The sequence below is a fragment of the Streptomyces sp. MNU89 genome, from assembly GCF_020982505.1.
Lineage (GTDB): Bacteria > Actinomycetota > Actinomycetes > Streptomycetales > Streptomycetaceae > Streptomyces > Streptomyces xinghaiensis.
This window is the reverse complement of record NZ_JAJKLL010000001.1, coordinates 5,886,993-5,903,628: the sequence shown is the minus strand read 5'-3', so window position 1 is coordinate 5,903,628 and position 16,636 is coordinate 5,886,993. Positions and strand designations below refer to the sequence as shown.

Genomic DNA, 16,636 nt, shown 5'->3' with positions numbered 1-16,636 from the left:
CACACCTCGGCCCCCGCAAGCCACACGCCCTGAACGTCCTCACGCTGGTGGTCCGTCCTCTGGCCGCGATATCCACCGCCGACGCGATCAGCTGCGCCGAAAAGGCGGGCAGACCGGGGCGGGAGCGGTGGTCGCCGCCGGCAGCGGCAATGCCGGCGTCAGCCGCCGAAGCCCGCGGCGGCGAGGTAGTCCGGCCGGGGGTCGAGGGCCGCGGCGAGCCGGAAGTGCCGGGTGGCCTCGGCCGGGCGGTCGGCGCGCTGCAGGGTGCGGGCCAGCGCGAAGTGCGCGAAGGCGTTGTCCGGTTCGCGCTCCAGAACGACCTGGAACTCCAGCTCGGCCGGGCGGAGCTGGGCGGCGTGGAAGAAGGCACGGGCGCGCAGCAGCCGGGCCGCGGTGTTCTCCGGGTGAGCCGTGACGACGGAGTCCAGCAGCTTGACGGCGCCCTGCGGGTCACGGGCGGCCAGCAGCTGCTCGGCGGCACGGTACTGGATGACGGTGTTCTCGGGGGTGCGCGCGGTCACGGTTTCTCCTTCCCGGAGCGGGCGGCGGCGCGGCGGCCGCGGCGAGCTCCGTACGGTCTCCCACAACACCGGCCCCGCGTGGGTCCGCTCAGCCGGCGGCGGTGCGCGTGGCCCGCTCGCGCCGCAGGAGTTCTTCCCACACCGCCCTGACCTGGGGTTCCAGCGCCTCGATCGGGCCGTTGTTGTCGATGACCAGATCGGCGACGGCCTTGCGCTGCTCCCGGCCGGCTTGCGCGGCCATCCGGGAGCGCGCCTCCTCCTCCGACATGCCGCGCCGCCGCACGAGCCGGTCGAGCTGGGTCTCCGGGGCGGCGTCGACCACGACGACCAGGTCGTAGAGCGGGGCGAGTCCGTTCTCCGCGAGCAGCGGGACGTCGTGGACGACGACGGCGTCCTCGCCCGCGGCGGACTCCAGTTCGGCGGAACGGGCGCCGACGAGCGGGTGCACGATCGCGTTGAGCGCCTTGAGGCGCTCGGGGTCGGCGAAGACGACACCGCCGAGCCGGGGCCGGTCCAGGGCGCCGTCCTCCGTGAGAATCTCCGGGCCGAACTCGGCGACGACCGCCGCCAGTCCGGGGGTGCCGGGCTCGACGACCTCCCGCGCGATCTTGTCGGCGTCCACGATCACCGCGCCGTACGAGGCGAGGAGCCGGGACACCTCGCTCTTGCCCGCGCCGATACCGCCGGTCAGACCCACCTTCAGCATGAGGTCAGCCTACCGGGCGGTACGGAGCTCGGACGGCGGCGTCCTGCCGCGGTCAGCCGTCGTTGCCCTCCCGCTCGGCGAGAAAGCGTTCGAACTCCCCGGCCAGCTCCTCCGCCGACGGCAGCGGGGTCGCCTCGGCGACGAGGTTGCCGCGGGTCTCGCCCCCGGCGGCGGCATCGTACTGGTGCTCCAGTCCCTGGACGAGCGCCACCAGCTCCTCGTCCCCCTGCCCGAGCTGGCGTTCGATCTCGGCCTGGGTGCGGTGCGCCTCGCTGCGGAGCGCGTGCGCCACCCCGGGCAGCACCAGTCCGGTGGCCGCCGTGACGGCTTCCAGCACGGTGAGCGCCGCGTCGGGGTAGGGCGAGCGGGCGAGGTAGTGCGGTACGTGGGCGGCGACGCCCAGCACGTCGTGACCGGCCTCCGCGAGCCGGAACTCGACCAGCGCCTCGGCACTCCCGGGCACCTGCGCCTCCTCGAACAGCCCGCTGTGGCCCGGCACCAGGTCCACCCGGTTGCCGTGCGGGGTGATGCCGACGGGCCGGGTGTGCGGCACGCCCATGGGTATGCCGTGGAAGTTCACCGAGAGCCGGACGCCGAGACGTTCGACGATCTGCCGGACGGCCGCGGCGAACCGTTCCCACTCGACGTCCGGTTCGGGGCCGGCGAGCAGCAGGAACGGCGCGGCGGTGGCGTCCCGCACCAGGTACAGCTCCAGCTTCGGCGTCTCGTAGGCGGTCCAGCGGTCGCGCTCGAAGGTGAGCAGGGGGCGCCGGGCCCGGTAGTCGATGAGCCGGTCGGCGTCGAACCGGGCCACGGTCTGCCGGGGCAGGCCGTCGAGCAGCCGCTCCACGATCTGGTCGCCGGTGTCGCCCGCGTCGATGTACCCCTCGAAGTGGTACAGCATCGTCAGCCCGGCCGAGTCCCGGGTGTTGAGCGCGTCAGCGGCCGGGAGCCCGTCCGGGTCCCACGTGTACAAACTCTGGGGATCCTGCACAGTCCGTTCCTCCTCGTTCCTGTGCGGTCAACACCGGCCGCGGTACCCGCATTCCCCCGGACGGGCGGACCGCCCCGGCCGGGCGCCTGGAGCCCGGACGCGGCGAGGCCCGCTCCCCCGAAGGGGAACGGGCCTCGCCGTTCGGCTGTCCGGCCTGCCGGCCGGGACGACCTGGTTGACCGGGCGTCAGCTCTGCCCGCCGGCCAGCTTCTCGCGGAGCGCCGCCAGCGCCTCGTCCGACGCCAGGGCGCCGGAGTTGTCCGCGGACTCGGAGGAGTACGAACCGCCACCGGCCGCACCGCCACCGCCGGTACCGGCGCCGGCACCCGGGGCCGGAGCGGCAGCGCCCTCGGCCGCGGCCTGCTCGTCGGCCTCGCGGGACTTGACGACCTGCGCCTGGTGCTGCTCGAAGCGCTGCTGCGCCTCGGCGTACTGGCGCTCCCACTCCTCGCGCTGCTTCTCGTAACCCGGCAGCCAGTCGTTGGCCTCCGGGTCGAAGCCCTCGGGGTAGATGTAGTTGCCCTGGTCGTCGTAGGACGCGGCCATGCCGTACAGGGTCGGGTCGAACTCGACCGCCGTCGGGTCGGCACCGAAGGCCTCGTTGGCCTGCTTCAGCGAGAGGCTGATGCGGCGGCGCTCGAGGTCGATGTCGATGACCTTGACGAAGATCTCGTCGTTGACCTGGACGACCTGCTCCGGGATCTCCACGTGGCGCTCGGCCAGCTCGGAGATGTGCACCAGGCCCTCGATGCCCTCGTCGACGCGGACGAACGCGCCGAACGGGACGAGCTTGGTGACCTTGCCGGGGACGACCTGGCCGATCTGGTGGGTCCGGGCGAACTGCTGCCACGGGTCTTCCTGGGTCGCCTTCAGCGACAGGGAGACGCGCTCGCGGTCCATGTCGACGTCCAGGACCTCGACCGTGACCTCCTGGCCGACCTCGACGACCTCGGAGGGGTGGTCGATGTGCTTCCAGGACAGCTCGGAGACGTGGACCAGACCGTCGACGCCGCCGAGGTCCACGAAGGCGCCGAAGTTGACGATCGAGGAGACGACGCCGGAGCGCACCTGGCCCTTCTGGAGGGTGGTGAGGAAGGTCTGGCGGACCTCGCTCTGCGTCTGCTCCAGCCAGGCACGGCGGGACAGGACCACGTTGTTGCGGTTCTTGTCCAGCTCGATGATCTTCGCCTCGAGCTCCTTGCCCACGTAGGGCTGGAGGTCGCGGACGCGGCGCATCTCGACCAGGGACGCCGGGAGGAAGCCACGGAGGCCGATGTCGAGGATGAGACCACCCTTGACGACCTCGATGACCGTACCGGTGACGATCCCGTCCTCTTCCTTGATCTTCTCGATCGTGCCCCAGGCGCGCTCGTACTGGGCGCGCTTCTTCGAGAGGATCAGGCGGCCTTCCTTGTCCTCCTTCTGGAGAACCAGGGCCTCGATCTCGTCACCGACGGCCACGACCTCGTTCGGGTCGACGTCGTGCTTGATCGAGAGCTCGCGGGAGGGGATGACGCCTTCGGTCTTGTAACCGATGTCGAGCAGGACCTCGTCCCGGTCGACCTTCACGATCACGCCGTCGACGATGTCGCCGTCGTTGAAGTACTTGATCGTCTCATCGATCGCGGCGAGGAATTCTTCCTCGGAACCGATGTCGTTGACCGCCACCTGCGGGGTGGTGCGGGTTGCCTCGGTGCTGCTCGTCATGTGGGAAAGGGCTCCGGTACGGACATGGTGTCGTAGATACTGCTACGCCGAGAACCCGTATCGCACCGCCGAAGCCGGACAGCCCTGGAACGCCCTACTTCCTGGGGAAGAACCGGCGTCCCGACGACCGAGGGGACATGCAACAGATGCGAGCGCGACCTGCTCTGTCTGAGGCGCGCAGGCCCGCAGCGCAACTTGTAGCATACGGGGGCAGCCGGACAGGGTCAATGCACGAAGAGCGCAGGATGGGCGGAAACTCCCAAACCCGGCAGATATCCGCTCACGGCAGAATCGCACCACGCGCGCCCGCACGGCCCCCACGGGAGCCGCCGGCACCGCGTGGCAGCGGGTTGGACGGAAGACTACGACGACGGGCGCGATGAACCAAGAGGACGGACCAGAAGCGACGGCGACACGGCGCGCCACCGGCGAGGCGGAGAGCAGCCGGGCGAGCCGCGGCTGGTGGGACCGGAACGCCGACGCGTACCAGGACGAGCACGGGGCCTTCCTCGGCGACGACCGTTTCATCTGGGGCCCGGAGGGGCTGGACGAGGCCGAGGCCGCCCTGCTGGGACCGGCCGCCGGGCTCCGGGGCCGGGACGTGCTGGAGATCGGGGCCGGCGCGGCCCAGTGCTCCCGGTGGCTGGCGGCGCAGGGCGCGCGGCCGGTCGCCCTCGACCTCTCGCACCGGCAGCTGCGGCACGCCCTGCGCGCCTCCGGCACGGACGGTGCCGGCGGTGCGGACGGGGAGCCGGGAGCCGGGGACCGCCGGGGCGCCTCCGGCTCTCCCGGCACGGCTCCGGCGGCGGGCGGGGCCTCCGGTACGGGCCCGGGTCCCGCCGGCCCGGTGGCGCTGGTCCAGGCCGACGCGGGGGCGCTGCCGTTCGCCGACGGCTCCTTCGACCTGGCGTGCTCGGCCTACGGGGCGATCCCGTTCGTCGCCGACCCGGTGAGGGTGATGCGGGAGGTGCGCCGGGTGCTGCGGCCGGGCGGACGGTGGGTCTTCTCCGTCACGCACCCGCTGCGGTGGGCCTTCCCCGACGAGCCGGGGCCGGAAGGGCTGTCGGTCGCCGCGTCGTACTTCGACCGCACGCCCTACGTCGAGGAGGACGAGCGGGGGAACGCCGTCTACGTGGAGCACCACCGCACGGTCGGCGACCGGGTACGGGACGTGGTCGCGGCGGGTTTCCGGCTGGTGAACCTGGTCGAGCCGGAGTGGCCGGACTGGAACGCCCAGGAGTGGGGCGGCTGGTCCCCGCTGCGGGGGCGGCTGATCCCGGGCACGGCGATCTTCGTCTGCACGCGGGACTGAGGCGGCGAGGGCTCGCCCTCCTCCCTCGCCCGGCCGGGGGCCGGGGGACGCCGACACGCGTCGCGGTGCTTCGTCCGGCACACGGCAGGGAACACGGGCACCCGGCGGTGCGCGGCACGGGACGCCTCTCGCGGAGCGCCGGGCCCGGGCGGCGGCCGGCGGCGCCGCGGCCGGGCCGTCGCCGGGCGTGTGCCCGGGGGCCCGCCCGGGACCGAGGGCCGGCCACGGTCCGGGAGACTGGGGGCGTGATCCGGACCGACGCCCTGTTCGACCTGCCCGTCCGCACCGCCGTCCCCGAGCTGCTGGAAGCGCTCCGGGAGCGCGGCGCCGCCGTGCTCGAAGCCCCGCCCGGCACCGGCAAGACGACCCTGGTGCCGCTGGCGCTGGCCGGACTGGTGCCCGGGCTCGCACCCGGCGGCGTCCCGGAGCCGCGGCGGGTGCTGGTGGCCGAGCCGCGCCGGATGGCGGTGCGGGCGGCCGCGCGCCGCATGGCCTGGCTGCTGGGCGAGGACGTGGGCGGCCGGGTCGGCTTCACGGTGCGCGGTGAGCGCCGGACCGGCCGGGAGACCGTTGTGGAGGTGGTCACGACGGGTGTGCTGCTCCAGCGGCTCCAGCGCGACCCGGAGCTGCCCGGGGTGGACGCCGTCCTGCTCGACGAATGCCATGAACGGCATCTGGACGCCGACACCGCCGCCGCCTTCCTGCTGGACGTCCGGGCGGCGCTCAGGCCCGGGCTGTGGCTGGTCGCGGCCTCCGCGACGACGGACGCCGCCGCCTGGTCGCGGCTGCTCGGCGGCCCGGAGGGCCGGGGCCCGGCCCCGGCCGTCCGGGCGGAGGGCCGGGCGCACCCCGTGACGGTCGCGTACGCGCCACCGCCGCGGCCGGTGCGCCCGCCGCACGGCACCCGCGTCGACCCGGCGCTGCTGGAACACGTCGCCGCGACCGTGCGGACCGCGCTGCGGGAGACGGACGGCGACGTGCTGTGCTTCCTCCCCGGCGTCGGGGAGATCGCGCGGGTCGCCGGAATGCTGGGCGGGCTCGGAGCGGAGGTCCTGCAGTTGCACGGGCAGGCCCCGGCGGCCGTCCAGGAGGCGGTGCTGCGCGGGAGCGGGGAGCTGCGGCGGGTGGTGCTGACCACGTCGGTCGCCGAGTCGAGCCTGACGGTGCCGGGGGTGCGCACGGTCGTGGACTCCGGGCTGGCACGGGAGCCCCGGATGGACCACGGGCGCGGGCTGGGGGCGCTGACGACCGTACGGGTCTCGGCCGCGTCCGCCGTCCAGCGGGCGGGGCGCGCCGGGCGCGAGGCGCCGGGCCGGGCCTACCGCTGCTGGGCGGAGGCCGAGGACGGGCGGCTGCCGCGCAGTCCGTCACCGGAGATCGCGGTGGCGGACCTGGCGCCGTTCGCGCTGCACGCCGCCTGCTGGGGCGATCCCGACGCGTCGTCGCTCGCCCTGCCGGATCCGCCGCCGGCCGGGGCGATGGCGGCGGCGCGGGAGGTGCTGACCGCGGTCGGGGCGGTGGACGAGAACGGACGGCCGACGGAACGGGGCCTCCGGATGGCCCGGCTGGGCCTGCATCCGCGCCTGGCGCGGGCGCTTCTGGACGGCGCGCGGGAGGTGGGTGCGCGCCGGGCCGCGGAGTTGGTGGCACTGCTGTCGGAGGAACCGCCGCGTGCGCTCGGGGACGACCTCGCGGCGGTGTGGCGTGCGGTGCGCGGAGGCGGCGGCCACCGGGACGGCGGCGGCCGGAGCGGGCCGGGCGGCCTGGGCGCTTACGCGGCGCGCTGGCGGCGCGAGGTGCGGCGCCTGGAGAGCGCCGTGAACGCGGACGGCCGGACGTCCGGTGGCGACGGCGGAACCGGCGGTGTCACGCTCTCGGAGGACGGGGCCGCCGGGCTGGTGGCCGCGCTCGCGTTCCCGGAGCGGGTGGCGCGGCGGCGCGGGACGGGCACCTATCTCATGGCCTCGGGCACCGGAGCGGAGCTGGGCGACGGCTCGCGGCTGGGGACCGCCGAGTGGCTCGCCGTCGCCGTCGCCGACCGGCCGGTCGCGGCGGCATCGGCGCGGGTACGGCTGGCCGCGGTCATCGGCGAGGAGACCGCACGGTGGGCGGCCGCGCCGCTGTACGCGGCCGGGGAGGAGGTCGTCTGGTCGGCGGAGCGGGACGATGTCGTGGCGCGCCGGGTGGAACGGCTGGGGGCGGTCGAACTCTCCGCGGGCCCCCTGTCCTCCCCGGACCGGGCCGCCGTGCGGGCCGCGCTGCTGGACGGTCTGCGGCGGGAGGGGCCGGGGCTGCTGCGCTGGTCGCGGGAGGCCGGGCAGCTGCGGGAGCGGATGGCGTTCCTCCACCGGGAGCTGGGGGAGCCCTGGCCCGATGTCTCCGACGCGGCCCTGCTGGCGCCCGGCCGTGTGGAGGAGTGGCTGGGGCCCGCACTGGAGAAGGCACGGCGGCGGGCCGATCTGGAGCGTACCGACGCGGGCCGGGCCCTGTCCCATCTGCTGCCGTGGGCCACGGGTGAGGCCGCCCGCTTCGACGAGCTGGCGCCGGAGCGCATCGCGGTACCGAGCGGTTCCCGCGTCCGGATCGATTACGGCGGGCCGCAGCCGGTGCTGGCCGCCAAACTCCAGGAGTTGTTCGGCTGGCAGGAGACACCGCGGATCGCGGGCGGCCGGGTGCCGCTGCTGGTCCACCTGCTCTCCCCCGCCGGGCGCCCGGCGGCGGTGACCGCGGATCTGGCATCCTTCTGGCGCGAGGGCTACCGCTCCGTACGCGCCGAGCTGCGCGGACGCTACCCGAAGCACCCGTGGCCGGAGGACCCGGCCGCGGCGGAACCCACCCGGCGCACCAACACCCGGCGCTGAGGCGGGCGTTCCGGCGCCGAGGCGTCTTCGCCGGAGCGGGCCGGTGGGAGGGAGCCTCCGCCACCGGACCTCCGGGGACGCCACGCCGGAGGACGCGTCCCGGCCCATGGTGCGCCGGGCCGCGGGCAAGTCTGCGCACGGCCGCGCCGGAGGGGCGCCGGGCAGGCCCGGTGCCCCCGGGGGGCCGCGCGGCCGGCCCTGAACGGACGGGCCCGGGCCGCCGTATCGGGCGGCCGGGCTCCGGGAGCGGGCGCACGGGGTGGTGTCGCCCGCGCGGTCTCAGAAGGACGTCAGCCGGGCCAGCGCGGCTCCGAGGACCGAACCGGTCGAGGAGCTCGGCTCCGGCTCGGGGGCCTTCTGCTCTCCGGTGTCCTCGTCGGCGCAGGGGTCGTCGCCGGGCTCGCCGCTGGGCGATGCCGAGGGCGACCCGCTGCCGCTGGGGGTGGGCGTCGGGCTGGCGGAGCCCGAGCTTCCGCTCGGTGAGGGGGAGACCGACTCGGTGGGGCACTCGGCGGGAGGCGTGCTCTCCTCGTCCTCCGGTTCGGACTCCGAGGGGGACGCGGACGGGGACGAGCTCGCGGAGGAGGAAGGGCTCCCTCCGGGGCTGATGGTTCCGCCGGCGGTGGCGGTGGCAGTGGGCGAGCCGGACCCGGTCGGCGTGCCGGGTTCGTCGTCCTTGCCGCCGGAGCCCTTGCCCGGGTCCTCGTTCTGCTGCTTCCCCGGGCCGTTGTCCTTGCCGTCACCGCGACCGGAGTCGTCCTTCTGCGAACCGCCCCGGCCGCCGGATCCGCCGGCCCCGCCGCCGTCCGAGGCGCCGGCGCCGGGGGTGCGGGGCAGGACACCCGTGCCGTCGGGCACCTCGTGCGTGCCCTTGCGGTAGAACTCCAGCCAGGACAGGACCGTGCGCAGATACTCCCGCGAGCGGTTGTAGCCGAGGATCGCGGCCTCGAGATCGGCCGGCTCCGACAGATCGCGGTTGCCGGCGCAGAGGTAGCGCCCGGCGGAGAGCGCCGCGTCGTAGATGTTGTTGGGATCCTTCGCGCCGTCGCCGTTGCCGTCGGCGCCCCATCGCATCCAGGTCTCCGGGATGAACTGCATCGGCCCGACGGCCCGGTCGTGCACGGTGTCGTTGTCGTACGTGCCGCCGTCGGTGTCCGAGATGTTGGCGAAGCCGTTGCCGTTGAGCTGCGGGCCGAGGATGGGCTTGAGGGTGGTGCCCTCGGCGTCCACGGCTCCGCCACTGGCCTGTCCGGACTCCACCTTGCCGATCGCGGCCAGCAGTTCCCAGGGGAGGTTGCAGCCCGGGTTGGTGTCGGCGAGCGACGCCTCGGCCCTCTTGTACGCGGCGAGAACGGTGGCCGGTATGCCGGAGTCCGGGTCCCCGGCACCCGGCAGGTCTATGGAGGCGCCGGGCTTGTCCGGGGTCTGCAGCGGCGGCAGTTCCGTGTGGTACGGCGATCCGCCGTCGATGGGGTGGTCGTCGGAGGGCGCACCGGCGGGCACGTCGGGGTCCTTGAACGGCAGGGTTCCCGGGGCCTGGGAGGCGGTCAGCGCCGCCATCGCCACTGCCGCGATGGCTGTCGAGGCCGCTCCCCTGCGAAGCCGTCGGCCGATGTGCGCTGCCATGCTGCGTCCCTCCCCTGGACCCCGGGCGGAATCGCCGCCCCTCCGACACCACTCGCGCCGTGCGCCGCCGGACAGCCTTCTCTGATGACGGTCTTCCCGGCAACTGCCGCGACACTACGGCAACTTCTGGCCCGAGGTCACCGTCTCCCGGGCATGTTTCACCACATTCGCACCATCGGGCCGTGCGGAGGCGGACCGCCCGGCTCCGGCAGTGCCGTCCGGCGTCCCCGGGCCGGACACGCCCCGGGGAGCGGCCGATGGCCGCGCGTGCCGGGCGCGGCCCCCGTCGTGGCCCGTTCCGCGGCCTGTCGTGGCGGTGCCGTGCTCGCGCCGGACGGGCGCCGCCCGCGCCGGGCACCGCGGGTCACGGAGCGGACGGCAGCGGCCCCGCGGAGGTGACCCGGCTCTCCCCGGCCGGCGCGAACCCCGGGGTGCGGCCCGGCGTCTGTACTGTCCGGACGTTCGTATCGATCAAGGGGGACCATGCCGTTCACACTCAGCCACGCGGCGGCCGTACTGCCGGTGATCCGGCGTACCGGGCGGGCGCGCGGGCCGCTGGTGGCATCGGCCCTGGTCGCAGGTTCGTTCGCACCGGACCTGACGTACTTCGCGGACTCCGTACTGCCCGGCGCCATGGCCTTCGGTGAGGTCACCCACTCCCCGCTCGGGGTGCTGACCGTGGACGTTCTCCTCGGCGCGCTGCTGGCCGGCTGCTGGCCGGCCCTCCGCGATCCGCTGGTGGGACTGGTGCCGCCGGCCTGGCGGGGGCGGGTGTACGGGCTGGTGCGCGGGCGGCCGTGGCGGGGCCGGCCGGTGCTGCCGCAGGCCCTGTGGTTCTGGGTGTCGGCGGCGCTCGGAGCCACCACGCACGTGGTGTGGGACGCGTTCACGCACGCCGACCGCTGGGGTGTCCGGCTGCTGCCCGTGCTCGGCGAGATGACGGCAGGCTTTCCGCTCTACTACTACGCGCAGTACGGGGGTTCGGCCCTGGCGCTGGCCGGTACGGCGGCGTTCCTGGTGTCGGCGGTGCGGCGGTCGCCGGACGCGGCGCTGCCGGTGTCCGTGCCGCGTCCGGGGGCGTCCGGGCGGCTGGTCGTCGTGGTGCTGCTCGCGCTGTGCGCGTCGGCGGGTGCCGTGCACCGCTGTCTGCGCATGAACGCCGCCACCGGCTGGGACTACAACCTCGTCAACTACACGCCCACGGCCATGTTCGGCGCGGGGGCGGGCCTGGCGGCCGGCCTCGTGGTGTACGCGGGGGCGGTCCGGACCCGCCGGTGGTGGCGGCCGGCCGGTGAGCCGCCGCGGACGGGAGCCGTGGACGGCCCGCGCGAGGCCGCCGCCGTGCCGGCCGGCACGGCCGACGGCGGGACCTCCGAGGGCGGGACGGCCGGGGGGACGGGACGCGGACGCCCGCGCTGAGGCCACCGGAGGCACGACCGGTGGCGGCGCCCAGGCTCCCGGGCACAGCGGACTCCCGGCCCGGCCGGGCCCCGGGCGGCACAGCCGCCGCCCGGGGCCGCCCGGGAACGGCGGCTCCGGGCCCGGCCGTCAGTGGGCGGCCGACTCCCAGTCCGCGCCGAAGCCGACGGCCACGTCCAGCGGCGCCCGCAGGTCGGCGGCCCCGGCCATCTCGCGGCGGACCAGCTCCTCCACCGGGCCGCGCTCGCCGTGCGCCACCTCCAGCACGATTTCGTCATGCACCTGGAGCAGCATCCGGGATTCCAGCTTCCGCTCCGCCAGCGCCCGGTCGACCCGCAGCATCGCGATCTTCACGATGTCGGCGGCGGTCCCCTGGATGGGGGCGTTGAGCGCCATCCGCTCGGCGGCCTCCCGGCGCTGCCGGTTGTCGCTGTTGAGGTCGGGCAGATAGCGGCGGCGGCCCAGGATCGTCGAGGTGTAGCCGCTGGCCCTGGCCTCCTCCACCACCCGGTGGAGGTAGTCCCGGACCCCGCCGAAGCGCTCGAAGTAGGTGTCCATCAGCCGCCGGGCCTCGGCCGCCTCGATCCCGAGCTGCTGGGACAGCCCGAACGCGGAGAGACCGTAGGCGAGCCCGTAGGACATGGCCTTGATCTTGCGCCGCATCTCCGGGTCGACGCTGCTGCGGCTGACGCCGAAGACCTGGGAGGCGACGGTGGAGTGCAGGTCCTCGCCGGAGGTGAACGCCTCGATCAGGCCCTCGTCCTCCGAGAGGTGGGCCATCACCCGCAGCTCGATCTGGCTGTAGTCGGCGGTCAGCAGGGACTCGTAGCCCTCGCCGACGACGAAGCCGCGGCGGATGGCGCGGCCCTCGTCCGTGCGGACCGGGATGTTCTGCAGATTGGGGTCGGTGGAGGAGAGCCGGCCCGTGGCGGCCACCGTCTGGTTGAAGGAGGTGTGGATGCGCCCGTCGGGCGCGATCGTCTTGATCAGCCCCTCGACCGTGGACCGCAGCCGGGCCTGCTCCCGGTGGCGCAGCATGATCACGGGAAGTTCGTGGTCCGTCTGCTGGGCCAGCCAGGCCAGGGCGTCGGCGTCGGTGGTGTAGCCGGTCTTGGTCTTCTTCGTCCTGGGCAGGCCCAGTTCGCCGAAGAACACCTCCTGGAGCTGCTTCGGGGAGCCCAGGTTGAACTCGTGGCCCACCGCGTCGTGCGCCTCGCGGACCGCCTGCTGCACGGCGGCGGCGAACTGCTGCTCCATGCGGTCCAGCCAGCCGCGGTCCGCGGCGATACCGGCCCGCTCCATCCGGGCCAGCAGCTCCGAGGTCGGCAGATCCACCTCGCGCAGCAGATCGGCGGCGCCGGCCTCCGCGAGCCGCTCCCCCAGTACCCCGCCGAGGTCCAGCACGGTACGGGCCTCGGCCATGAGGGCGTTCCGCTCGGCGTCCTCGTCGGCGCCGAAGGCCAGCTGCCCGCCGCCGGCCTCGGCCGGGGCCAGCTCGCGGCCCAGATACTCCAGGGAGAGGGCGTCCAGATCGAAGGTGCGGCGGCCGGGCTTGACGAGATACGCGGCGAGGGCCGTGTCCATGGTGATCCCGGCGACCGTCCAGCCGTGCTCGGCGAAGACCCGCATCGTCTCCTTCGCCTTGTGCACCACCTTCGGCCGGTCGGCGTCGGCCGTCCAGGCCGCGAAGGCCCGCTCGTCGGCCTCGTCGAGCTGGGTGGGGTCGAACCAGACGGCCTCCCCGGAGGCCACGGCCAGAGCGATCTCGGTACAGCTGCCGCTGCCCAGCGACCAGCTGCCGACCGAGGCCAGCCCCAGGGGCTGCCCGCCGTGCGCCTCCAGCCAGGGGGCCAGCTCCCCGGCGCCCAGCACCTCGCCGTCCACCTCGACGCCGGCCGCCGGGGCCGGCTCCTCCTCCTGCGCGCCCGGATCCACGGCCAGCAGCCGCTCCCGCAGACTCGGGTTGCGGATCTCCAGCGAATCCAGCAGCACCGCCATGGACTTGCGGTCGTACGGCTCCCGGCACAACCCGTCCGGGCCCGTCGGAAGCGCCACATCCTTTATCAGACCGGTCAGGCGGTGGTTGAGCTTGACCGCGTCGAGATGCTCGCGGAGGTTCTGCCCCGCCTTGCCCTTGACCTCCTCGGCCCGCGCCACCAGCTCGTCGAACGACCCGAACTGGTTGATCCACTTCGCGGCGGTCTTCTCCCCGACGCCCGGGATGCCGGGGAGGTTGTCCGACGGGTCGCCCCGCAGAGCCGCGAAGTCCGGGTACTGGGCCGGGGACAGGCCGTACTTCTCCCGCACCTTCTCCGGGGTGAAGCGGGTCAGCTCCGAGACGCCCTTCGTCGGGTAGAGCACCGTGACGTGCTCACTGACCAGCTGGAAGGAATCGCGGTCACCGGTGACGATCAGCACCTCGAACCCCGCGGCCTCCGCCTGGGTGGCGAGCGTGGCGATGACGTCGTCCGCCTCGTAGCCCTCCACCGCGAAGCGGGTGACCCGCATGGTGTCGAGCAGTTCGCCGATCAGCTCCACCTGGCCCTTGAACTCGTCCGGCGACTTGGAACGGTTCGCCTTGTACTCCGCGAACTCCTCCGAACGCCAGGTCTTGCGGGACACGTCGAACGCGACGGCCAGATGCGTCGGCTGCTCGTCACGGAGCGTGTTCGCCAGCATCGAGGCGAAGCCGTAGATCGCGTTCGTCGGCTGCCCCATGCTCGTCGTGAAGTTCTCCGCGGGCAGCGCGAAGAACGCGCGGTACGCCAGGGAGTGCCCGTCCATGAGCATCAGTCGGGGCCGGCCGTCCCCCTGCCCTGGAGAAGCGGTCGCTGCGGTCTTCTTCGATGCTGTCTTCGCCACGCCCACGATCCTGCCAGACCCCACCGACACTGCCCGCCCCGCCGACACCCCCTCCGCCCCTTGGCGCCCCTCGCCCCACCCGCACACCACCGCGGCACGAGGGCCCGTGCCGCCCGCGGCACCGGATCCCCCGTCGGCACCCCGTGGGAGGATCGACCCCACGCATCCGCCGCCCGCAGGAGCCCGAGGGAGAAGCCATGGCAGGCAAGCCGCCCGCAAGCGACCCGGTCCAGGACGCGCCGGAGGTCGGGCCCCCGCCCCGCGCCGTCGCCGGGCTGCCCGCCGTCGGCCACACCCTGCGCATGGCCGGACGGCAGATGGGCGTCCGCCGCACCGCCCTCACCCTCCTCAGGGTCAACCAGAAGGACGGCTTCGACTGCCCTGGCTGCGCCTGGCCCGAGGGCGACAAGCGGCACGCCGCCGAGTTCTGCGAGAACGGTGCCAAGGCCGTCGCCGAGGAGGCGACACTGCGCCGGGTCACCCCCGACTTCTTCGCCGCCCACCCCGTCGCCGCCCTCGCCGGCCGCAGCGGCTACTGGCTCGGCCAGCAGGGCAGGATCACCCAGCCGATGTACCTCCCCGAGGGCGCCACCCACTACGAACCGGTGCCCTGGGAGCGCGCGTTCGACATCATCGCCGAGGAACTGCGCGCCCTGGACTCCCCCGACGAGGCCGTCTTCTACACCTCCGGCCGCACCGGCAACGAAGCGGCGTTCCTCTACCAGCTCTTCGCCCGCGAGTTCGGCACCAACAACCTGCCCGACTGCTCCAATCTCTGCCACGAGTCCTCGGGCTCCGCGCTCACCGAGACCCTCGGCGTCGGCAAGGGCAGCGTCCTCCTCGACGACCTCGACCGGGCCGACCTCATCATCGTCGCCGGCCAGAACCCGGGCACCAACCACCCGCGCATGCTCACCGCCCTGGAACGGGCCAAGGCCGCCGGGGCGCACATCATCACCGTCAACCCGCTGCCCGAGGCCGGCATGGAGCGGTTCAGGAACCCGCAGACCGCCCGCGGCCTCACCGGCCGCGGCACCCCCCTCACCGACCTCTTCCTGCAGATCCGGATCGGCGGCGACCAGGCCCTCTTCCGCGCCCTCAACCGGCTCCTCCTCGAAGCGGCCGACACGGCCGCCGGTACGCCCGGCGCCGGGCACACGACCACCTCACCCGGCGGGCCCCCGCCCGTCGACGAAGCCTTCATCCGCGAACACACCCACGGCTTCGAGGAGTTCGCCGCCGCCGCCCGCTCCGCCGACTGGGACGAGATCCTGCGCGCCACCGGCCTGGGCCGCGCCGACATCGACGCCGCGCTGCGGATGGTCCTCGGCGCCCGCAGCATCATCGTCTGCTGGGCCATGGGCCTCACCCAGCACAAGCACTCCGTCCCCACCATCCGCGAGATCGTCAACTTCCTGCTGCTCCGCGGCAACATCGGCCGCCCCGGCGCCGGCGTCTGCCCCGTCCGCGGCCACAGCAACGTGCAGGGCGACCGCACCATGGGCATCTTCGAACGCCCCGCCCCCGCCTTCCTCGACGCCCTGGAGAAGGAGTTCGGCTTCGCGCCCCCGCGGCACCACGGCTACGACGTCGTCCGCGCCATCCGCGCCCTGCGCGACGGCACCGCGAAAGTCTTCTTCGCCATGGGCGGCAACTTCGTCTCCGCCTCCCCCGACACCGGCGTCACCGAAGCCGCGATGCGCCGCGCCCGGCTCACCGTCCACGTCTCCACCAAGCTCAACCGCTCCCACGTCGTCACCGGCGCCCGCGCCCTGATCCTCCCCACCCTCGGCCGCACCGAACGCGACATCCAGGCGGGCGGCGAACAGTTCGTCACCGTCGAGGACTCCATGGGCATGGTGCACGCCTCCCGCGGCCGCCTCGAACCGGCGAGCCCCCACCTGCTCTCCGAGACCGCCATCGTCTGCCGCCTGGCCCGCCGCGTCCTCGGCTCCGCCAGCCGCGTCCCCTGGGAACAGTTCGAACAGGACTACCGGCTCATCCGCGAGCGGATCTCCCGCGTCGTCCCCGGCTTCGACGACTTCGAAGCCAAGGTCTCCCGGCCCGGCGGCTTCACCCTGCCGCACGCCCCCCGCGACGACCGCCGCTTCCCCACCGCCACCGGCAAGGCCAACTTCACCGCCGCGCCCCTGGCGCACCCCCGCGTGCCCGAAGGCCGCCTCCTGCTGCAGACCCTCCGCTCCCACGACCAGTACAACACCACCATCTACGGGCTCGACGACCGCTACCGCGGCATCAAGGGCGGCCGCCGCGTCGTCCTCGTCCACCCCGAGGACGCCCGCGCCCTCGGCTTCCCCGACGGCTCCTACGCCGACCTCGTCGGCGAATGGACCGACGGCGCCGAACGCCGCGCCCCCGGCTTCCGCGTGGTGCACTACCCCACCGCCCGCGGCTGCGCCGCCGCCTATTACCCCGAGACGAACGTCCTCGTCCCCCTCGACGCCACCGCCGACACCAGCAACACCCCCGCCAGCAAGTCCGTCGTCATCCGGCTCGAACCCACCCCGCCGGCCGGAGAGCGGGACGATCTCCCGGCCACCCCGTGATCCCCGGCACAGCGCCCGCCGGGGAGTCCTGATAGGACGGTGCACACCACACCGGCGGGAC

10 protein-coding genes are annotated in these 16,636 nt (G+C 74.3%); 4 read left to right on the top strand and 6 right to left on the bottom strand.

What is annotated here, in order from left to right; all coding sequences use genetic code 11:
- Positions 1-158: 158 nt before the first annotated feature.
- From E4N63_RS25195 to rpsA, 4 genes are all read right to left on the bottom strand, one after another.
- Positions 159-521, bottom strand: a complete 363-nt coding sequence (locus E4N63_RS25195; RefSeq protein ID WP_043463180.1) for a tetratricopeptide repeat protein — start codon at positions 519-521, stop codon at positions 159-161.
- An 88-nt stretch (positions 522-609) separates the two neighbouring features.
- Positions 610-1,227 carry a dephospho-CoA kinase gene (gene coaE / locus E4N63_RS25190; protein ID WP_230241755.1) on the bottom strand — a complete coding sequence of 206 codons (618 nt, stop codon included), beginning with the start codon at positions 1,225-1,227 and terminating at the stop codon, positions 610-612.
- Positions 1,228-1,279: 52 nt separating this feature from the next.
- Positions 1,280-2,221 carry a PAC2 family protein gene (locus E4N63_RS25185; protein WP_125623867.1) on the bottom strand — a complete coding sequence of 314 codons (942 nt, stop codon included), beginning with the start codon at positions 2,219-2,221 and terminating at the stop codon, positions 1,280-1,282.
- Between the two features lie 186 nt (positions 2,222-2,407).
- Positions 2,408-3,928, bottom strand: coding sequence for a 30S ribosomal protein S1 (gene rpsA / locus E4N63_RS25180; RefSeq protein ID WP_043463184.1), 1,521 nt, complete (start codon positions 3,926-3,928; stop codon positions 2,408-2,410).
- Between the two features lie 379 nt (positions 3,929-4,307).
- Here rpsA and E4N63_RS25175 point away from each other — a divergent pair, with 379 nt between their 5' ends.
- Entirely contained in the window at positions 4,308-5,240 is a 933-nt protein-coding gene (locus E4N63_RS25175; protein WP_230241754.1) for a class I SAM-dependent methyltransferase, read from the top strand.
- A gap of 245 nt (positions 5,241-5,485) precedes the next feature.
- Positions 5,486-8,101, top strand: coding sequence for an ATP-dependent helicase HrpB (hrpB, locus tag E4N63_RS25170; protein WP_230241753.1), 2,616 nt, complete (start codon positions 5,486-5,488; stop codon positions 8,099-8,101).
- A 279-nt stretch (positions 8,102-8,380) separates the two neighbouring features.
- Here hrpB and E4N63_RS25165 read toward each other — a convergent pair whose 3' ends face one another.
- Entirely contained in the window at positions 8,381-9,727 is a 1,347-nt protein-coding gene (locus E4N63_RS25165) for a lytic transglycosylase domain-containing protein (RefSeq protein ID WP_230241752.1), read from the bottom strand.
- A 483-nt stretch (positions 9,728-10,210) separates the two neighbouring features.
- On the opposite strand from E4N63_RS25165, the gene E4N63_RS25160 reads away from it, so the two are divergent.
- Entirely contained in the window at positions 10,211-11,146 is a 936-nt protein-coding gene (locus E4N63_RS25160; RefSeq protein ID WP_230241751.1) for a DUF4184 family protein, read from the top strand.
- A gap of 129 nt (positions 11,147-11,275) precedes the next feature.
- Here the strand turns inward: E4N63_RS25160 and polA are convergent, their stop codons facing one another.
- Positions 11,276-14,008 carry a DNA polymerase I gene (polA, locus tag E4N63_RS25155; RefSeq protein WP_230241750.1) on the bottom strand — a complete coding sequence of 911 codons (2,733 nt, stop codon included), beginning with the start codon at positions 14,006-14,008 and terminating at the stop codon, positions 11,276-11,278.
- A 197-nt stretch (positions 14,009-14,205) separates the two neighbouring features.
- On the opposite strand from polA, the gene E4N63_RS25150 reads away from it, so the two are divergent.
- Positions 14,206-16,575 carry an FdhF/YdeP family oxidoreductase gene (locus tag E4N63_RS25150; protein WP_230241749.1) on the top strand — a complete coding sequence of 790 codons (2,370 nt, stop codon included), beginning with the start codon at positions 14,206-14,208 and terminating at the stop codon, positions 16,573-16,575.
- Positions 16,576-16,636: the final 61 nt, after the last annotated feature.

Bases quoted from the DNA above. Each gene is read 5' to 3' on its own strand.
- coaE (WP_230241755.1), bottom strand. From the start codon at position 1,227: ATGCTGAAGGTGGGTCTGACCGGCGGTATCGGCGCGGGCAAGAGCGAG.
- rpsA (WP_043463184.1), bottom strand. From the start codon at position 3,928: ATGACGAGCAGCACCGAGGCAACCCGCACCACCCCGCAGGTGGCGGTC.
- E4N63_RS25175 (WP_230241754.1), top strand. From the start codon at position 4,308: ATGAACCAAGAGGACGGACCAGAAGCGACGGCGACACGGCGCGCCACC.
- E4N63_RS25165 (WP_230241752.1), bottom strand. From the start codon at position 9,727: ATGGCAGCGCACATCGGCCGACGGCTTCGCAGGGGAGCGGCCTCGACA.
- E4N63_RS25160 (WP_230241751.1), top strand. From the start codon at position 10,211: ATGCCGTTCACACTCAGCCACGCGGCGGCCGTACTGCCGGTGATCCGG.
- E4N63_RS25150 (WP_230241749.1), top strand. From the start codon at position 14,206: ATGGCAGGCAAGCCGCCCGCAAGCGACCCGGTCCAGGACGCGCCGGAG.